Annotated in this window: 13 protein-coding genes and 3 pseudogenes; 7 read left to right on the top strand and 9 right to left on the bottom strand. The window is 63.8% G+C overall.

The window, feature by feature from the left end; genetic code table 11:
- Positions 1–42: 42 nt before the first annotated feature.
- Positions 43–972, bottom strand: coding sequence for a LysR family transcriptional regulator (locus ACWEKS_RS43635; protein WP_452345591.1), 930 nt, complete (start codon positions 970–972; stop codon positions 43–45).
- A gap of 189 nt (positions 973–1,161) precedes the next feature.
- Here ACWEKS_RS43635 and hglS point away from each other — a divergent pair, with 189 nt between their 5' ends.
- The 6 genes and pseudogenes from hglS to ACWEKS_RS43605 all read left to right on the top strand — a co-directional run bounded on the left by hglS (position 1,162) and on the right by ACWEKS_RS43605 (position 6,458).
- Positions 1,162–2,649 (top strand): 2-oxoadipate dioxygenase/decarboxylase, encoded by a 1,488-nt coding sequence (hglS, locus tag ACWEKS_RS43630; protein ID WP_452345590.1) that lies wholly within the window; start codon positions 1,162–1,164, stop codon positions 2,647–2,649.
- Positions 2,650–3,930: 1,281 nt separating this feature from the next.
- Positions 3,931–4,154, top strand: a pseudogene (locus ACWEKS_RS43625) (IS30 family transposase); the annotation flags it as partial.
- A 118-nt stretch (positions 4,155–4,272) separates the two neighbouring features.
- The gene (locus tag ACWEKS_RS43620; protein WP_452345589.1) at positions 4,273–4,989 is read left to right on the top strand and encodes an ISL3 family transposase; all 717 of its coding nucleotides are present in this window, start codon (positions 4,273–4,275) and stop codon (positions 4,987–4,989) included.
- Positions 4,990–5,009: 20 nt separating this feature from the next.
- A complete protein-coding gene (locus tag ACWEKS_RS43615; protein WP_452345588.1) occupies positions 5,010–5,822 on the top strand; it encodes a transposase in 813 nt (270 codons plus the stop codon).
- 60 nt (positions 5,823–5,882) lie between these two features.
- Positions 5,883–6,086 (top strand): annotated as a pseudogene (locus tag ACWEKS_RS43610) (helix-turn-helix domain-containing protein); the annotation flags it as partial.
- Positions 6,060–6,458, top strand: coding sequence for a transposase (locus ACWEKS_RS43605; protein ID WP_452345603.1), 399 nt, complete (start codon positions 6,060–6,062; stop codon positions 6,456–6,458). The pseudogene ACWEKS_RS43610 and the gene ACWEKS_RS43605, both read left to right, overlap by 27 nt.
- A gap of 111 nt (positions 6,459–6,569) precedes the next feature.
- On the opposite strand, the gene ACWEKS_RS43600 is transcribed toward ACWEKS_RS43605, so the two are convergent.
- The 5 genes from ACWEKS_RS43600 to ACWEKS_RS43580 all read right to left on the bottom strand — a co-directional run bounded on the left by ACWEKS_RS43600 (position 6,570) and on the right by ACWEKS_RS43580 (position 12,092).
- Positions 6,570–7,757: an NAD(P)/FAD-dependent oxidoreductase gene (locus ACWEKS_RS43600; protein WP_452345587.1), complete on the bottom strand. Its 1,188-nt coding sequence runs from the start codon at positions 7,755–7,757 to the stop codon at positions 6,570–6,572.
- Positions 7,754–7,948, bottom strand: a complete 195-nt coding sequence (locus ACWEKS_RS43595) for a ferredoxin (protein WP_452345586.1) — start codon at positions 7,946–7,948, stop codon at positions 7,754–7,756. Before ACWEKS_RS43595 ends, ACWEKS_RS43600 begins: the two co-directional genes overlap by 4 nt.
- Positions 7,949–8,200: 252 nt before the next feature.
- Positions 8,201–9,544 carry a cytochrome P450 gene (locus ACWEKS_RS43590; protein ID WP_452345585.1) on the bottom strand — a complete coding sequence of 448 codons (1,344 nt, stop codon included), beginning with the start codon at positions 9,542–9,544 and terminating at the stop codon, positions 8,201–8,203.
- Positions 9,545–9,720: 176 nt separating this feature from the next.
- A complete protein-coding gene (locus ACWEKS_RS43585; RefSeq protein ID WP_452345584.1) occupies positions 9,721–10,920 on the bottom strand; it encodes a M20 metallopeptidase family protein in 1,200 nt (399 codons plus the stop codon).
- Positions 10,917–12,092: a M24 family metallopeptidase gene (locus tag ACWEKS_RS43580; RefSeq protein ID WP_452345583.1), complete on the bottom strand. Its 1,176-nt coding sequence runs from the start codon at positions 12,090–12,092 to the stop codon at positions 10,917–10,919. The genes ACWEKS_RS43585 and ACWEKS_RS43580 overlap by 4 nt, the downstream gene beginning before the upstream one ends.
- 336 nt (positions 12,093–12,428) lie before the next feature.
- Here ACWEKS_RS43580 and ACWEKS_RS43575 point away from each other — a divergent pair, with 336 nt between their 5' ends.
- On the top strand, positions 12,429–13,340 hold the full coding sequence (locus ACWEKS_RS43575) for an IS110 family transposase (RefSeq protein WP_452345602.1): 912 nt from the start codon (positions 12,429–12,431) through the stop codon (positions 13,338–13,340).
- Positions 13,341–13,578: 238 nt separating this feature from the next.
- Here the strand turns inward: ACWEKS_RS43575 and ACWEKS_RS43570 are convergent, their stop codons facing one another.
- The 3 genes and pseudogenes from ACWEKS_RS43570 to ACWEKS_RS43560 all read right to left on the bottom strand — a co-directional run.
- Complete coding sequence (locus ACWEKS_RS43570) at positions 13,579–13,914, bottom strand: hypothetical protein (protein WP_452345582.1); 336 nt, start codon at positions 13,912–13,914, stop codon at positions 13,579–13,581.
- Between the two features lie 267 nt (positions 13,915–14,181).
- Positions 14,182–14,682: an Lrp/AsnC family transcriptional regulator gene (locus ACWEKS_RS43565; RefSeq protein WP_452345581.1), complete on the bottom strand. Its 501-nt coding sequence runs from the start codon at positions 14,680–14,682 to the stop codon at positions 14,182–14,184.
- Positions 14,683–14,877: 195 nt separating this feature from the next.
- Positions 14,878–15,096 (bottom strand): annotated as a pseudogene (locus tag ACWEKS_RS43560) (IS1634 family transposase); the annotation flags it as partial.
- Positions 15,097–15,176 lie beyond the last annotated feature (80 nt).

Genomic DNA, 15,176 nt, shown 5'->3' with positions numbered 1-15,176 from the left:
GCAGTTTCGTTCGGCTATCCCCTGCTTCGGGGGTCGGGCAGGTCAGATCGGCTGCGAGGTGGCGCTATTCGAGTCGACAATGGCGCGGGTGATAGCCGTGACGGCGCGGACTGCGGGGCGGAGGTCGGAGCCGGTGCGACGGATCAGCACGATGTGGCGGGTGATCGTCTGATGGAGCCCGAGGCGCACGATTGGCACCGAAGGGTTCAAAGCAGCCATCATGTCGGTGACAAAGGCAGCGCCCAGTCCCCGGCTGGCCAAGGTGAGGGCGACTGCGGCGTCGGCGACCTCGTGCCGCACCACGGGTTCGAACCCTTCTTGCCGACATGCCGTACGCAAAGAGCGGCCGAACGGCGTTGTATCCGGCGGCATGATCCACTCCCAGCCCGCGGCCTCGCGGAGATCCACGCACGTGTCGGAAGGTATGCCGCAAGACCGGGCGGCCACTGCGAGTCCCAACCGTTCGGTGCGCACGGTGATCACGTCGACATCGGGATCGCGTGGCATCGGTGTGTTCGGATAGTCGAGTCCTATCGCGAGGTCGACCTCGCGGCGGCGCACCGCGGCGACGACCTCGTCGACGTCGAGTTCCTGGCTGCTCAGCGCGAGTTCGGGATAACGCTCGCGCGACGCGGCCACCACCGGCGGTAACAACGCGGCGGCGGTGCTGCCGAAGGTGCCGAGCAACAGCGGCCCGGCCACCTCCGACTGCACCGACTGCACCGCGTCGAGTGCCTGCTGCTCGGCGCTTAGAAGCCGACCGGCGTGCTCGGCGAGCACCACACCTGCGTCGGTCAATACCACTCGCCGACCCGTTCGTGTGATCAGTTGTGCGTCAACTGTTTTCTCCAACGCGGCGATCTGCTGGGAGACAGCTCCGGGAGTGTAGCCCAGCTTCTGAGCAGCCGCCGTCATCGTTCCCGACTGTGACAGCTCCCGCAGTGTAGCCAGATGCCCCAGGCTTAGGTTCATATAGAGATACTAAACGATGATTGCTATGAACTATCGCTTGTTCTATCCGGTTTGTGGCGGGACGATTCGATACGCGGACCTCAGTGAGAGCGCTACCGCGCCGCGATCGGGGCTATCGGACCGGCACCACGGTATGCGCTCCGCCGCGACCGCGTCCGAAGCCGTCATTCGATCATGGAGTAGACCGTCATGCCCATCATCCCGCAATGGGAGTTGCGTGCCGAGTTCGCCCGCCGCTTGTCACACCTTTACGGGCGGGAAGTGCCCGCCTACACGACACTGGTCGAGGTCTCGCATGATGTGAACAACTCCGTGCTGGCGGCCTCTGGTGCCGGTGCCGAGCGGCTGGGCACCATTGCCCGGGTAACCGCCGAACGCCACGGCGCGATCCGCGTGGGCACGCCACAGGAGATGAGACAGGTCGCGGCAATCTTCGCGGCGATGGGAATGTATCCGGTCGGGTTCTACGACCTGCGCGAGGCTGCCGCCAGCTCGGTCCCAGTGGTGTCGACCGCGTTCCGGCCGATCGACTCCGACGAACTGGCGCGCAACCCATTTCGGGTGTTCACCTCGCTGCTGGTCCCCTCGGACCGCCGCTTCTTCAACGCCGATCTGCAACAGCGGCTGGAGGCGTTCCTGGCACGGCGCATCCTGTTCCCCGACGAACTACTCACTCTCGCCGACCGTTGCGAGCATTACCGCAGTCTCGACAGCACTGACGCCGAGCGGTTCCTGGAGCTGGCCACTGAGGCATTCGCACTATCGGCTGAACCGGTCGATCGAGCCTGGTATACCGAACTCGAACAGGTGTCCTCAGTGGCAGCCGACATCGGCGGGGTCGCCAGCACCCACATCAACCATCTCACCCCCCGAGTTCTCGATATCGACGACCTCTACAACCGCATGCAGGCGCGCGGCGTCGAGATGATCGACGCAATCCAGGGCCCGCCGCGCTGGCACGGACCTGAGCTGCTGCTGCGCCAAACCTCGTTCCGCGCATTAGCAGAGCCGCGGGCGCTCCGCGAACCCGATGGCACCATCACCACAGGCACGCTGCGGGTACGGTTCGGCGAGGTCGAAGCACGCGGCATCGCCGTTACCCGCCGCGGGCGCCACCTCTACGACCAGCTCACCGCCGAAGTGGACCAGGCTCTTGCAGACGCTGCGGTCACAACACCACCTGACGCAGCACAACGCAACGACATCGGGGCAGACCTATGGAGCCAAAGGGCGCCCGCTACCGAACACGATCTAGTGCTACACGATTTGGCCTACTTCACCTATAATGCCAACCCGCACAGACGATCCAACGGTCACGCTCCGAGCCGCGTTCTGGCCGATCTGATAGACCACGGCTGGGTGATCGCCACGCCGATCGTCTACGAGGACTTTCTCCCCAAGTCCGCAGCGGGAATCTTCCAGTCCAATCTCACCAGCGACGGGCACAAAGACACCAGTCGGACGCGCACGGCTATCGACGCCGCGTGGATGGAAGGCGTCCTCAACCGGGCTCTCCACGACCCTTACGATCTCTACGACCGAATCCGCCGTCTATCACTGAACCAAGTCGCCAACCAACTCGGCCTACCCGGCCCCATCAACATTGCGGCGCCTCCGGTCACCGACGGTGCCACTCCATCGGCCGGGTTACCGCCGACACCTCGGCGACTCCCGTGAACTGTCACTTGCCGTGGGCGTCATCGTCGCCTAATCGCTGCGGCCCCACATACGGGCGGTCGACCGGCAGCCGCTGATTTGTCGACCACAACCACATCCGCCAGAGTGTGGTCGATCTCTCTGCTCCAGTACCCCCGCCACCGGCGGTGCCCCAGGTGGGCCAGCCGGGAACGGGCGGCCTCGCGCCGGTCCTCACCTGAAGCGTCAGCTAACCGCTCGCGGTGCCGGCCTTTTCCGCCCCAGGCCGTTGCCGGGCTGGAACCGGATGGGGTCTGTCCAGATAACGGTTCTGGCGCACTTACGGTTTGCGCCGTGAGGCGCTGTGATTCGAGTGGAGGTGAGAGACCTTCGCCGCCGTCCTGTCGTAGCAGGTCGGTGGAGCTGAGGGCAGCCTGATCCGGGTGGTGCCGGGGAGGGTGGGAGCAGCCCCGACAACGCCGGGACGTGGCCAGTACTGCCAGATGGTGCGGGTCCGGCAAGCGGGACGAACAGGAGTACGCGAGGAACCGGCGTTGTTACGTCCCTCCATGCGCCACCTGCTCGAACCTGGCGGATACGGGCAGGACGCGGTGCGTACCCGCCGCTTTCGGGTGGTCGGGGAGCTCCTTGGTCGGTTTACCGAAGCCGGTCGGGAGGCCACGAGGAAGGTCTACGGCGTACTCGTGGCGATGCCGCAGGGACACAGCTGGGCTCCTACTTCGTCGAGCGAATCACAGTGAACACGGGAACCACTCGGTCAGGTTCCTCGGGCGATGTGCACTCCTGTTGCACCGGTCGGGGATAGACGCACCGACCGTCGAACGGGTCGGGTGGGGCGGAGCCCAGTCAGTCCGAGGCCGGGAGAGCCGGTCACATGGCGAAGGGCGACAGCGGTTTTCGAGAAAGGCGGAGACTGTAATGCCGAAAGATGCGTCACCGAATGGTGACGCCTTGCCGGAAGACCCTGCGGGGCCGCGCCGGCGGGTATCGGAGATGCAGGCCAAGCTTCACCGTTGGGCGGCGGCCGATCCCGGTCGCCGGTTCGATGACGTGTTCAACCTGGTACACGACCCGGCAACGCTGATCGTGGCGTTCGACCGGGTCGCGGGCAACCATGGAGCCCGCGCTCCCGGCGTTGACGGCATGACCGTCACCGACGTCGAGGAACAAATCGGGGTTCCGGAGTTCCTGGATGACCTACGAGCCAGTCCCAAAGAGGGTTCGTTTCGGCTACTTCCGGTGCGGGAACGCAAGATCCCCAATCTGCAGAGGCAGAAGAGGGCTCGTGAGTATCGGGGCCAGATGGCTTCCCCGGGCCGGCCGACGGTGGCGTGGCGTGGCGTGAGGATCGTGTCCGGTTCTGGGCGGCGCTCGCTCGTGGTGCGATGACAGAGGACGCCGCAGCCGAGGCGGGGGTGTCCTCGCCGGTCGGATTCCGGTGGTTCCGTCATGCTGGCGGCGTGAATCCTGGTCTGGCTCCGATAGTTTCGGGCCGGTATCTGTCGTCGGGTGAGCGTGAGGACATTGTCCGTGGCCATGAAAAAGTGGCTCTGGCACAAAGTTGTTGGTGCCCTGGCAATGTGGAGCCGCGAAGGTAGTGGTCGATCATGATCCCGGTGTGCTGATCTTGATCCGAAGGTATTGTTGCCGCATCTGGCCGACCTGAGCATCGAGCAGGTCGACCGCCACGGGCCGACGTTGCGGATCTACGCCAGTATCAGGACCCGAGGCGCGCTGTGTCCGAACTGCACCGTGTGGTCGGACCGTGTGCACAGCCGCTACCAGCGGTGTCTGTCCGATGCCGCGGTCGGTGGGTCCGAGACGCTGATCGGCTTGCAGGTGCGCAGGTTGTACTGCCGCAACCCCGACTGCGCCCGCACCACATTCGCCGAGCAGGTCCCGGGTCTGACCGCCGCCCACACCCGGCGAACTCCGCTGCTGCGCGGCGCGCTGGAGCGGATTGCATTGTCACTGGGCGGCCGGCCCGGCGAGCGGCTGACGCACCGCCTGGCCGTGGCAGTGTCGCGAATGACGTTGCTGCGCTTGATCAGAGCGTTGCCAGTGCCCGAACCCAGCACAATAACTGTGCTCGGTGTCGATGACTTCGCCTTTCGCAAGGGCAAGGACTACGGCTCTGTCCTGGTCGATATGCACACGCATCGGCCGGTGGATCTGTTGCGGGACAGGCTGAACGACACGTTCGCCGAGTGGTTGCGTGCCCATCCCGGTGCCACGGTGATCTGCCGCGACCGTGCGGGCGGGTATGCCGAAGGCGCCCGGCGGGGCGCGCCGGACGCCATCCAGGTCGCCGACCGCTTCCACCTGCTCTATACAACCTCACCGGCGCAGTCGACCGGGTGATACGCGCCCACCGCAAGTGCTTGCACGATCAGCCTGCCACCGAGGCCGTCGCCCAGCCCGTGCCACCGCCGAAGGCCGTCTGTGGGTATCGGGCAGAGCAGACTCGTCAGCGGTGGGCCGAAGTGCATGCGCTGTGGGACAAAGGAATCGGCACCACCGCAATCAGCAGGGCGCTCAACCTCGACGGAAAGGCGGTGCGTCGCTACGCCCTGGCAGCGAACGCGGACGAATTGCTGACCCAACTGCCCCGACGCCGCAGCTCGCTCGACCAGCACACCGCCTACCTGGCCGGGCACTGGCAGGAAGGCTGCACGAACGCCGCGATTCTTGCCGCTGAACTGCGCGAACGCGGATACAAGGGCAGCGAACGCCAGGTGCGCCGTCTGCTGCACACCTGGCGGGCCGGCACCACACCACCGACCGCGACGCCGATAGCCGCACCCAAACCGCGGCAGGTCACCGGCTGGATCATCCGCCCAGCCGTCCACCGCACCGAATCCGAAAAGGCCGATCTGGCACGGATTCTGGACCGCTGCCCGGTTCTACGCACCGTCGATCACTTGGTCAGCGACTTCAGCGGGATGCTGCGTCACCGACACGGCCAGCACCTCGACGCCTGGATCGCCGCAGCCCAGACCAGCGACGTCACCCAGCTCCAAGGGTTCGCCGCCGGGCCACTCAAGAACTATGACGCGGTCCGCAACGGACTCACCCTCCCCTGGAGCAGCGGCGCTGTCGAGGGAACTGTCACGAAACTGAAGGCGGTCAAAAAAGCCATGTACGGCAGGGCCAACTTCGACCTTCTCCGACGCCGCCTGCTGCTCGACGGCTGACCCGAACATCAACGCCACCAACAACTTTGTGCCAGAGCCACTACCACATGGCCATTGACAGACATCGCGTTGTGGCGTGCGCAGGGCGCGGGCGTGCGCGAGATCGCTCGCCGGCGCGGGCGGTCACCGTCGACGGTTGCGCCGGAGCTGCGCCGCAACGCATCCACGCGCACTTACCGGCTAGAATATACGGCGTCGACAGCGCAGTGGCATGCCGAATGTCCCAAGCCCGCAAAAATGGTCGTCAACGACCGGCTGCGCCAGTCGCTGCCCTTAACGGGCCGATCATCGAGCTGTTCCGCCAGCATCCCGACGGCGCGAGCATCGAGTCGATGCCCGATACTCGGTGCGATGCTGCTGGCCGCGGCGGGTGATCTGCGCGCATTCCCCACCTTCGGCCACCTCGCTGCCGCGGCCGGTCTGGTCCCGGTTCCCAACGATTCCGGCCGACGAACCGGCAATCTTTCGCGGATCAGGCACCGCGGCCAGAACTTCCAGAAACCGACAGGAACAACCGGTTCTGGTGCGGCACTCACCGACACCGGGCTACCCGCCCCACGGTGGCGTCCGCGACCACGACCGGCGATGATGACAACGCGGGCACAGCAACGGCTTTCGACGATCAGGCTTCGATAACCATGATCATCACTAGGTCGATGCTGTACTCGCGCCAGCGACACGCCCGAACCCGCAGCTCATGCCATCAAATCACCACTTTGACAGCACCCCGAGATTCGAGCCAATCAGTCACCGGTACAGCGGCAGGTTAGCGACAGATTTTCCGATGTGTGTGCGTTCAGCTCGAAGCTCTCTCGGCATGTTCCATGCCAATACAGCCGCGATGCGGTCCTCATGGATGTAGTGCGCGAGGAACCGTCGTTCGTCGAGGTCTCCACCAACGATTGCGACCCTGGAACCTAGCGGGAAGGTGCCATACGCCTGGATTTTCGCGTCATACTGGTCGGTCCAGAAGTACGGGACCGGTGTGAACGGTGAGTCAGCGCCGAGAAGGTTGGTGGCTGCGGCGATAGCTTGTTCCGTGGCGTTCATGCGGTGCTCAACCCTCACGTACGTGCCCAGCGTGTCGTGCCACCAGCGGGCGACGTCCCCGGCTGCGTAGACACCGGGCGCGGCACGACACGTGGCGTCGCACACAATGCCGTCGTTGAGTACAAGGTCGCTGCCCGTGAGCCAGTCAGTCGCCGGAACTGAGCCGATCGCAACGAGAACGAGATCAGCAGGCAGGACCTCTCCGGTCGCGAGCTCCACCCCCGCCACAGCGCCGTCGCCGAGTAGACGACTGACGGTCTCACCAGCACGAACGTCGACGCCATGGTCACGATGCAGGTTGGCCACCTGTCGGCCCACGTCGTCACCGAGCTGGCGCAGCATAGGCACAGGATACGGATCAACGACACAGACATCGAGACCGGCCTTCCGAGCAACGGCCGCGACCTCGCAGCCGAGAAAACCGGCACCGATCACTACCAGGCGCCGACCCGGGCGCAGATGCGTGCGCAGAGCGAAGGCGTCGTCGACGGTACGCAGCACGTGCACTCCCGACAGGTCGTGCCCAACCGACAGACGCCGCGGCACAACACCTGTCGCAATGATCAGCCCGTCATAACCGAGATGTTCACCATTTTGCAACTTGATGATGCATTTATCCAGATCGAGCGCGACCGCACGGACGCCCAATCGCATGTCCACCTGCAGGCGGCCGAGGGCGGCGGCTTCTCGGAAGGTGAGACGCTCGGCGCCCCACGTCCCGCTCAGGATCTGTTTCGACAGCGGCGGCCGATCGTACGGCAGATGCGTCTCGTCACCGATCAGACTGATGGACCCGGTGAAACCCTGACGGCGCAGCGTCTCGACCGCTGTCACACCTGCCACGGACGCCCCCACCACCACGACCCGGTCGAGTCCGTCGGTCATTCGATAACCCGAATCGCTGCGGCCGGGCAAAGCATCGCAGCCTCCCGCACTGCCTCATGCAACTGCGCACCCGGCTCCCTATCGAGCAACACGACGACACCGTCCTCGTCGCGCTGATCAAACACCTCCGCCGCAGCCAGCACACACTGACCGCCACCCACGCACTTTTCCTCGTCAACTTCGATCCGCATCTTCGCCGGCTCCTTCTAAAACTTCACTCTTATTGATATGGGACGACGTATCTGTCACGACACACACGTCGTCGGTACCGGTGCGATCGCGATCAACGCGCTGTTCACGCGCCGTCGCCTCCTCACCAACGCCACCGAACGACGGCGAGATCCCCCCGGGCAAGCCACTGGACTCGACCGTCCTGCTTGAACAGGTCGCCCGCGCCCACGCATCGCGAGCGCGGTCCGCGTCGACCCTCATCGGGAATCACCTCACCAGGTCACCGGAAGTCGTTCCGGGCCATACGGCCTGGCACCGTTGCGCCAGGGGATCTCTTCGACGGGTACAGCAAGGTCGAGGGTGGGGAAACGGTGTGCCAGACCAGCCAGCGCGACCTGCAGCTCCAAACGGCCCAAGTGCTGGCCGAGGCACTGGTGGATACCGTAACCGAAGGCGATATGCTTCGTTGTTGATGCGCGTGTCGGATCGATACGGTCCGGTTCAGCGAAGATCTGCGGGTCGCGATTGGCTGCCGAGAGCGAGACGACGACAGTCTCGAAGGCCTTGATCACCGTCCCGTCTACTTCGACGTCCTCCCGAGCGGTTCGAATCTGGGCGGTGGGGAGGACCGTGGTATAACGCAGCAGCTCTTCGACGATCTGACCAACCGGAGTTGCCTCGGTCCTGAGGGCGTCCCACCGAGCGCGGTCCTGCAGGAGCGTGGCGACACCGTACCCGAGGGAATTGTTGGTCGTTTCGGTGCCCGCGGACAACAGCCCGAACACAGAGGAAACGATCTCGTCGTCAGTCATTTCCCCGTTCTGAACCAGCGCACCGATCAGGTCAGCGCCTGGCTGTGCACGCTGACGAGCGATAAGTTCACGAATGAACACCAGATACTCATTCACCGCCTCCACCGCTTCGTCAGCAGTAGAGCTCAGCCCCAACCTGGCCGAGTTGAGTCGCTCGAACACACTACGACCGTTCTCCGGCACGCCGACCACCGCGGAGACCACCTGTGATGGTATTTGGCTCGCGAATGTCTCGACCAGGTCAACAGGCGGCCCGAGTCTCTCCATGGCGTCGAGGCGATCGGCGACGATCTGCTCGATACGCGCCCGATGCTCGCCGACGCGGCGCACCGTAAAGTGGCCAGCAAGGACGCGCCGCAGTCGGGTGTGCGCAGGGGCGTCCATGTGGAAGAAACCGAATCTGCTCGGCGGGTTGTCACGTAGTGCTTGCACGACCTCGGGCTCCTGGAACGCTTCCAGGAGCCGTCCCTCGGTTTGATACCGATGAACCATCGCGCGAGCTGAGTCCGGAAAGGAGGTATCGTGCTCGATCGCATCCAAGACTTCAGCAGCCCGCCGCGCCGGACCCAGCTCAAAGAGACCGCCGGGAACGACGCTGAAACGCGGATCCCCGAGTATGGCGCGAGCAAGCGCGTGGCTCGAGACCAGCCATCCGGTGCGACCGTCCTCGAGTCGGAGTCTGCTCAACGGTTGGGTATCTCGTAGCTCGTTGAACTCGTCCGGCGGGTCGAACGGGCACTGACGGTCCTGAGGAAACTGGACCGGCCTGGACTGGCCGGTATCGAACGGTGATTGGGTTGTCATGATCAAAATCCTTGGTGGTGTTGCATTGCAAGGTCGTCGCTATGCCGCTTACCGGCGGAGTAGTCCAGCCAAGCTGCATACCGATACGGTTCTTGTGAGTATCCGGGGTGGTGCTCGAATCTGCTCCATCTGAAATCACAGAACCTATCCATCGCGCATGCTCGCGATGTTCTGGGCTAGAGGTGGAAGTCGGGGGTGGGTGTTTGCGGGTCAGTCCACCTTTGGACAATTTCGTAGAAGAAACGGAGCCCAACGTCCAGTGACTCCTCATCGATGTCGAATCGAGGATGATGGAGGGGAAAGCTCGACTCGTTGCCCGCGCCGATGAACGCGAAAACCGAAGGCACGTGCTCACCGTAGAAGGCGAAATCCTCCCCTCCCATAGACGGCGGCTGTGAGATGACCCGGGTAGCTCCGACGGCGGCTTCGGCGGCGGACCGCACGAACTCGACGGTGCTGGTGTGATTGATCACCGGTGGACACCCTCGCTGGAATGTCACCTCAGCCTTGGCATGGTGCGCGGCGGTATAGGCGGTCGCGAGTCCGACGAGTTCGGATTCGAGAAGGTCACGGGTTGCCGGTGACAATGACCGGACGGTGCCACTGAGCCGTGCCTCTTCCGGAATCACGTTGTACGCGTCCCCGGCGTGCAGCGACCCCACAGTCACCACCGCCGGTGACAGGGGATCGATGCGCCGGCTTACCAGCGTCTGCAACTGCGACACCAGCCCGGCAGCAATCGTGACAGGGTCTGTCGTCTGATGTGGAAAGGCGGCATGTCCGCCTGCACCAATGATGGTGATATCGAACCGGTCATCACTGCCCATGACAGCACCATCGGTCAGTCCGATCATCCCGGTAGCCAACTTGCTGCGAAGATGCAGACCCACCGCGGCCATTGCGCCGTCAAGCACACCGGTCTCGATTACCTTTGCTGCACCGACGTTGGCTTCCTCCGCAGGCTGAAACAACAGCCTGATTTCCCCACGCAGGCCGTCGCGACGCCGGGACAGCAGCTTCGCGAGGCCCAGCAGGATCGCGGTATGGCCGTCGTGGCCGCAGGCATGCATCACTCCGGGCCGCGTGGACGCATAGCCGACCTGGTTCTCCTCCTGGATCGGCAGCGCATCGATGTCTGCTCTGACCACCAGCACCGGACCTGGGATCGAACCCCTCACACGGGCGACCGTCGCCGTGTCGAGCGGGGCCTCGTAGGGCAGCTCGAACTCGTCGAGGAGTGACCGGATGAACGCAGTGGTCTTGTGTTCCTCCAAGCTGAGTTCGGGGTTTGCGTGAATATGGCGGCGCCATGACCGCATATCTTCGTGCAGGCTGGCGTCCGTGCCGTGGACCCTGGCGCTCCCTGTGTGATTCATGCCGGCAGCTCGAACAGAATGCGCGGAACTTTCGATAGTGCCTGCGTGCCGTCATCGGTCACACGGAAAGTCTCACTGAAGATGTAGCCTTCGCTACGCTCGAAGATCCCGATAACGACGTGAAACGCCATATTCGTGACGATCTCGGTGTTGTCATAGGGCGACAGAGCGGCACCACCGTCGATCCAGTCGAGACCCACCGAGTAGCCGATGAGAGACTCCTTCCGAATCCCGTGCGGCCGGAAGGCGACATCGAAGGCCTTCTTGACATCGCTGCATGCCGCCCCGGGCCGGATAGCGTCGACGGCCGCGTGGAACCCGTCGAGGACGGCGTTGTGGATCTCTTTCAGGCGCGCTGGCGGCGTTCCGAGGTAGACGGTCCGCGACAACGGACAACCGTATCGGTGCCGGAATGCCGCGAGTTCGAAATTGGTTTGCTGACCGGCGGAGTACACCCCATCGTTCCACAAGACGTGCGGTGCGTTAGCGATTTTTCCGACGGGCATTGTCGGCGGCCGCTTCGGGGGGCCTCCCGGGATGCTTTCGGTCCCCGAGCACAGCGCTGACATGATCGTGGCGGCGACGTCACATTGCCGCGTACCGACGGCGATCTTGTCGATACCGGCAAGCATCGCGCGGTCCACGATCGCCGCCGCCTCGGTGATATAGGCCAGTTCACGCTCGGATTTGACCCGCTTGCGCTTCGACACCAACCCACCGCCGTCATGCAGCTGCTCCACCCCCAGCGCCTTGACCAGCCTCGCGTAGTCCTTCACATTCAAACCGCCGGCACCAAACCCAGGTCCCGAGATCTCTGCACCGATTCGGGCAGACGCAGGGACCTTGGCCTTGACGATCTCGCCGATCCCGTCCCATCCACTCCGATCGGGGGACGCGACATAGCTTTCAGCGTAGGGGATCAGGCGCTCCTCCGGAAGCCAGCAATAACCTTCCGCGTTTCCGATCTCCATCTCGCGTGTAATGAGATATGGGTCCTCGTCCAGCGTGATGAGAGCAGCCTGCGCCACATGCGGGGCTACTGCCTCGTTACCGGTGAGGTAACAGAGATTACTCTCCGAAAATACCAGCAACGCGTCCAATTCGGCGTCGGCCATCAACTCCCGCACGCCGTCCACTCGAGCCCGATATTCCGACGTCTCGAACGCCTGCACAATTACCTCCATCACACCAGGGTTGATATCTAGTCACCATCAGGATGTACGTCACAATCTTATCGCTCCAGACCAGGAACTGATCGTGCAATCCTCCTCGTATTGGAGATTTTGTTGCGTTCCGCCCGCACCAAGCGCGAGAACATTCGACTATCATTCATGGCCGCATGATGCAACTTCATTGCGCTGCAGTGTCATGGGCTTGATTTGCATGCATGCCCCTCTGACGCTGTCAACGGACCCTATGTTTTATGCGTCCGGGCCGATCGCTCGAATGTCCCGGACGGGTCGGGTGTGGCTTTCAACGGACTGCCCGGAGGTGGTGACTGGCTCCCGATGGCTGGCCGCCCGACCCATCCAACGACCGGGCTGCTTATTGAGAGTTGCGAATCATCGCTGAATAGGGTCCTGCCCGCGAGGTCGTCCCGGGACGCGGAACTGGTGACGATGAGGAGATCTGGTTTGGAGCGGGTATGGGCCGGCGTGGACGTCGGTAAGCATCACCATCATTGTGTGGTGGTGGACCAGCAAGGCGACAAACGATCTTCGCGGCGCGTGGCAAACGACGAGTCCGCACTGCTCGAGTTGATCGGTGAGGTCGCGGCGAGGGCAGGCGATACCACGTGGGCAATCGACCTTCACGGCAGCGAGTCCGCGCTACTGGTGACGTTGCTGCTCGCGCACGATCAGCAGATCGTCTACCCGCCCGGTGTGATGGTCAACCAAGCAACGCGCTCGTACCGCGGTGCGGGCAAGACCGACGCGAAGGACGCCTACGTCATCGCCGACCAGGCGCGGATGCGCCGAGACCTCACGGTGCTCCATGCCGAAGAGGAGCTGATCGTCGAACTACGCATGCTCGTCACCCAACGGCAAGACCTGGTCGGTGACCGCACTCGTGCGGCGAACCGTCTGCACGATCGGCTGCTCGCCGTCAGCCTCGCCATGCAAGGCGCGCTCACCCTCGGGAATCGCGGACCCCTGATGCTGCTGACCAAGTATCAGACTCCGGCGGCCGTGCGGGAAGCGGGCATCGACCAGATCATCGCGTGGCTGCGGAAGCACGGCGTGCGTTCAGCTGCGGCTTTGGCCGCTGCTGTCGTCCATGCAGCCGACACCCAGCACACGACGCTGCCCGGGGAAAGCCTTGCCGCCCAGCTTGTGGCGCGCTCGGCGGAGGGGGTGCTGGCCCTCGATGCTCAGATCAAGGAGCTTTCCGCGATCTGGCTCTGCGACCTGCCCGCATGACAGTGAATCAAGATTTCGGTCACATCGACCACGTCGAACGTTCTCCTCGCCATTCCTGGCTCCCATCACCTTCATCAGATGGGAGCAGCCAACTCCTGCGAGGACCACACCAACCGTCCGCCCGCCTTCCCGCTGGGGAATTACGTGAACGAATGCCAGGTCAACCTGGGGAATTCCGTGAACGCCGATACCTAGACCGATTCGGGCAGCGTATGGCCACGAGAGTCGAACCAGTCGGCTAGCACGACAGTTGTATAACGGCGAGGAAGGCGTGGGCGAGCATGGCCAGGGTGATGTGGCGGTACCAGGGATACCATGTGCGGACTTGGTAGTGGTCGGGGCCGCATTGATCCTTGGCGGGGTGGAAGCATTCCTCGACCGCCCACCTCGCGCCGGCGATGGCCACGACCTGTTCCCGCTCGATCGTGGCGGGGTGAAAGCAGAGATAGTAGGCGATATCGGCGGGGTCATCGAGGGATCGGCGGGCCGGCAGGGTTGTTGTGTATCCGGCGGGTAGGTCACCGAAATTGGGGACAGTGGCCCAGGCCCAGTCGTATTCACGTTCGCCGCGCACTCCGGGCCCGGCCGAGACTCGGTGCCACGCCTGGGCCGGCGCCCGGGGCGACGAGGGTGTCGACGCGGCGGCGGCCGTCAATATCGGCCACGGTTCTGGTATCTCCCTGCCGGCTGGCACGCCGAACAGGCCCGGAAGCAACTGCTACACCGTCCACGCGCCGCCCGCAGTGGCCTGCCCAGGAACAACAGTGGAAAGCTTGGCAGACCGGCGGCTACTCCGCGCCCTCACACCCGGTGGTCCGCGCGCCGCGGGCGCGCAGACCACTCACAACCCCACAGGTGGATCCTGGCTGCAACCATCTGTTTTGACACTCAAGCCACGTTTGACGGTCGAGATCGCTACCGAGGTGTGGAAGTGTCGAACGTTGTTGTTCTCCGAGACCAGACGCTGCACAATTTCGTCGAACTCAGCCATATCTCGCGCGGTGACCACAACAATGAAATCGGCCTCACCGCTGATGTACCAGCATTGCTGCACAGCGGGCTCCGCGTCGAGCCACGAACGTAGCGTATGCAGATGCTCTCGTCCTTCGCGCTCAACGCTCAACGAAACGATCATGACCATGGGCCGGTCGACAGCGGCCGGGTCTATCAACGCGATCTCTCCGATGATGACTCGACTCGCACGCATGCGCTGGATTCGGCGGTGCGCAGCGGAAGTAGACAACCCGACCGCAGCGCCGAACTCTTCAACAGACTTCCGCGAATCGGACTGAATGAGCGTGAGGAGCGCCCGATCGACCGAGTCGAGAGAAATTTTGCGCAAGTTAGGCCACTCCGGGGATCAAATCGTGCATAACAGGCAATCGATTGCAATGATAGCGCGTCAGGCACCTGCGAACTACTGTCGGTCGCAGTTTGGCTGGTTCAGTGGATGAATTTCGCTGCGATGCCCGTTCCTGAGTTTCGCGGCTGGTGGGCAGACAGTGTGCCGCGATATCGGGTGTGATCTGTGGTTACAGTGCAGGCGCCCCAGTTCGCGGTTGATGGCGTGCCATATCTGTCCGGTGCAGCGTTCGGCGACGCGGATCAGCAGCAGAGCCAGCCAGCACAGCAGTATGTGGGCGGCGATGCGGTCGTCGAGCCAGTGCTAGACCGGCCGCAGGTCGAGGGTGGTCTTCATAGTGCGGAAAGCGCGCTCGGCCTCCAGGAGGTTCTTGTAGCTCAGCGCGACGTCCTCGTCGTTTGTCACCTGCTCGATCACGGTCATGCCCGTAGTGTTGCCGGGCCAGACTCAGCAGCGCACCGGGATCCCTTCGC

The sequence above is a fragment of the Nocardia sp. NPDC004711 genome, from assembly GCF_053601595.1.
The sequence above is the reverse complement of the archived record's forward strand: the minus strand, read 5'-3'. Positions and strand labels throughout refer to the sequence as shown.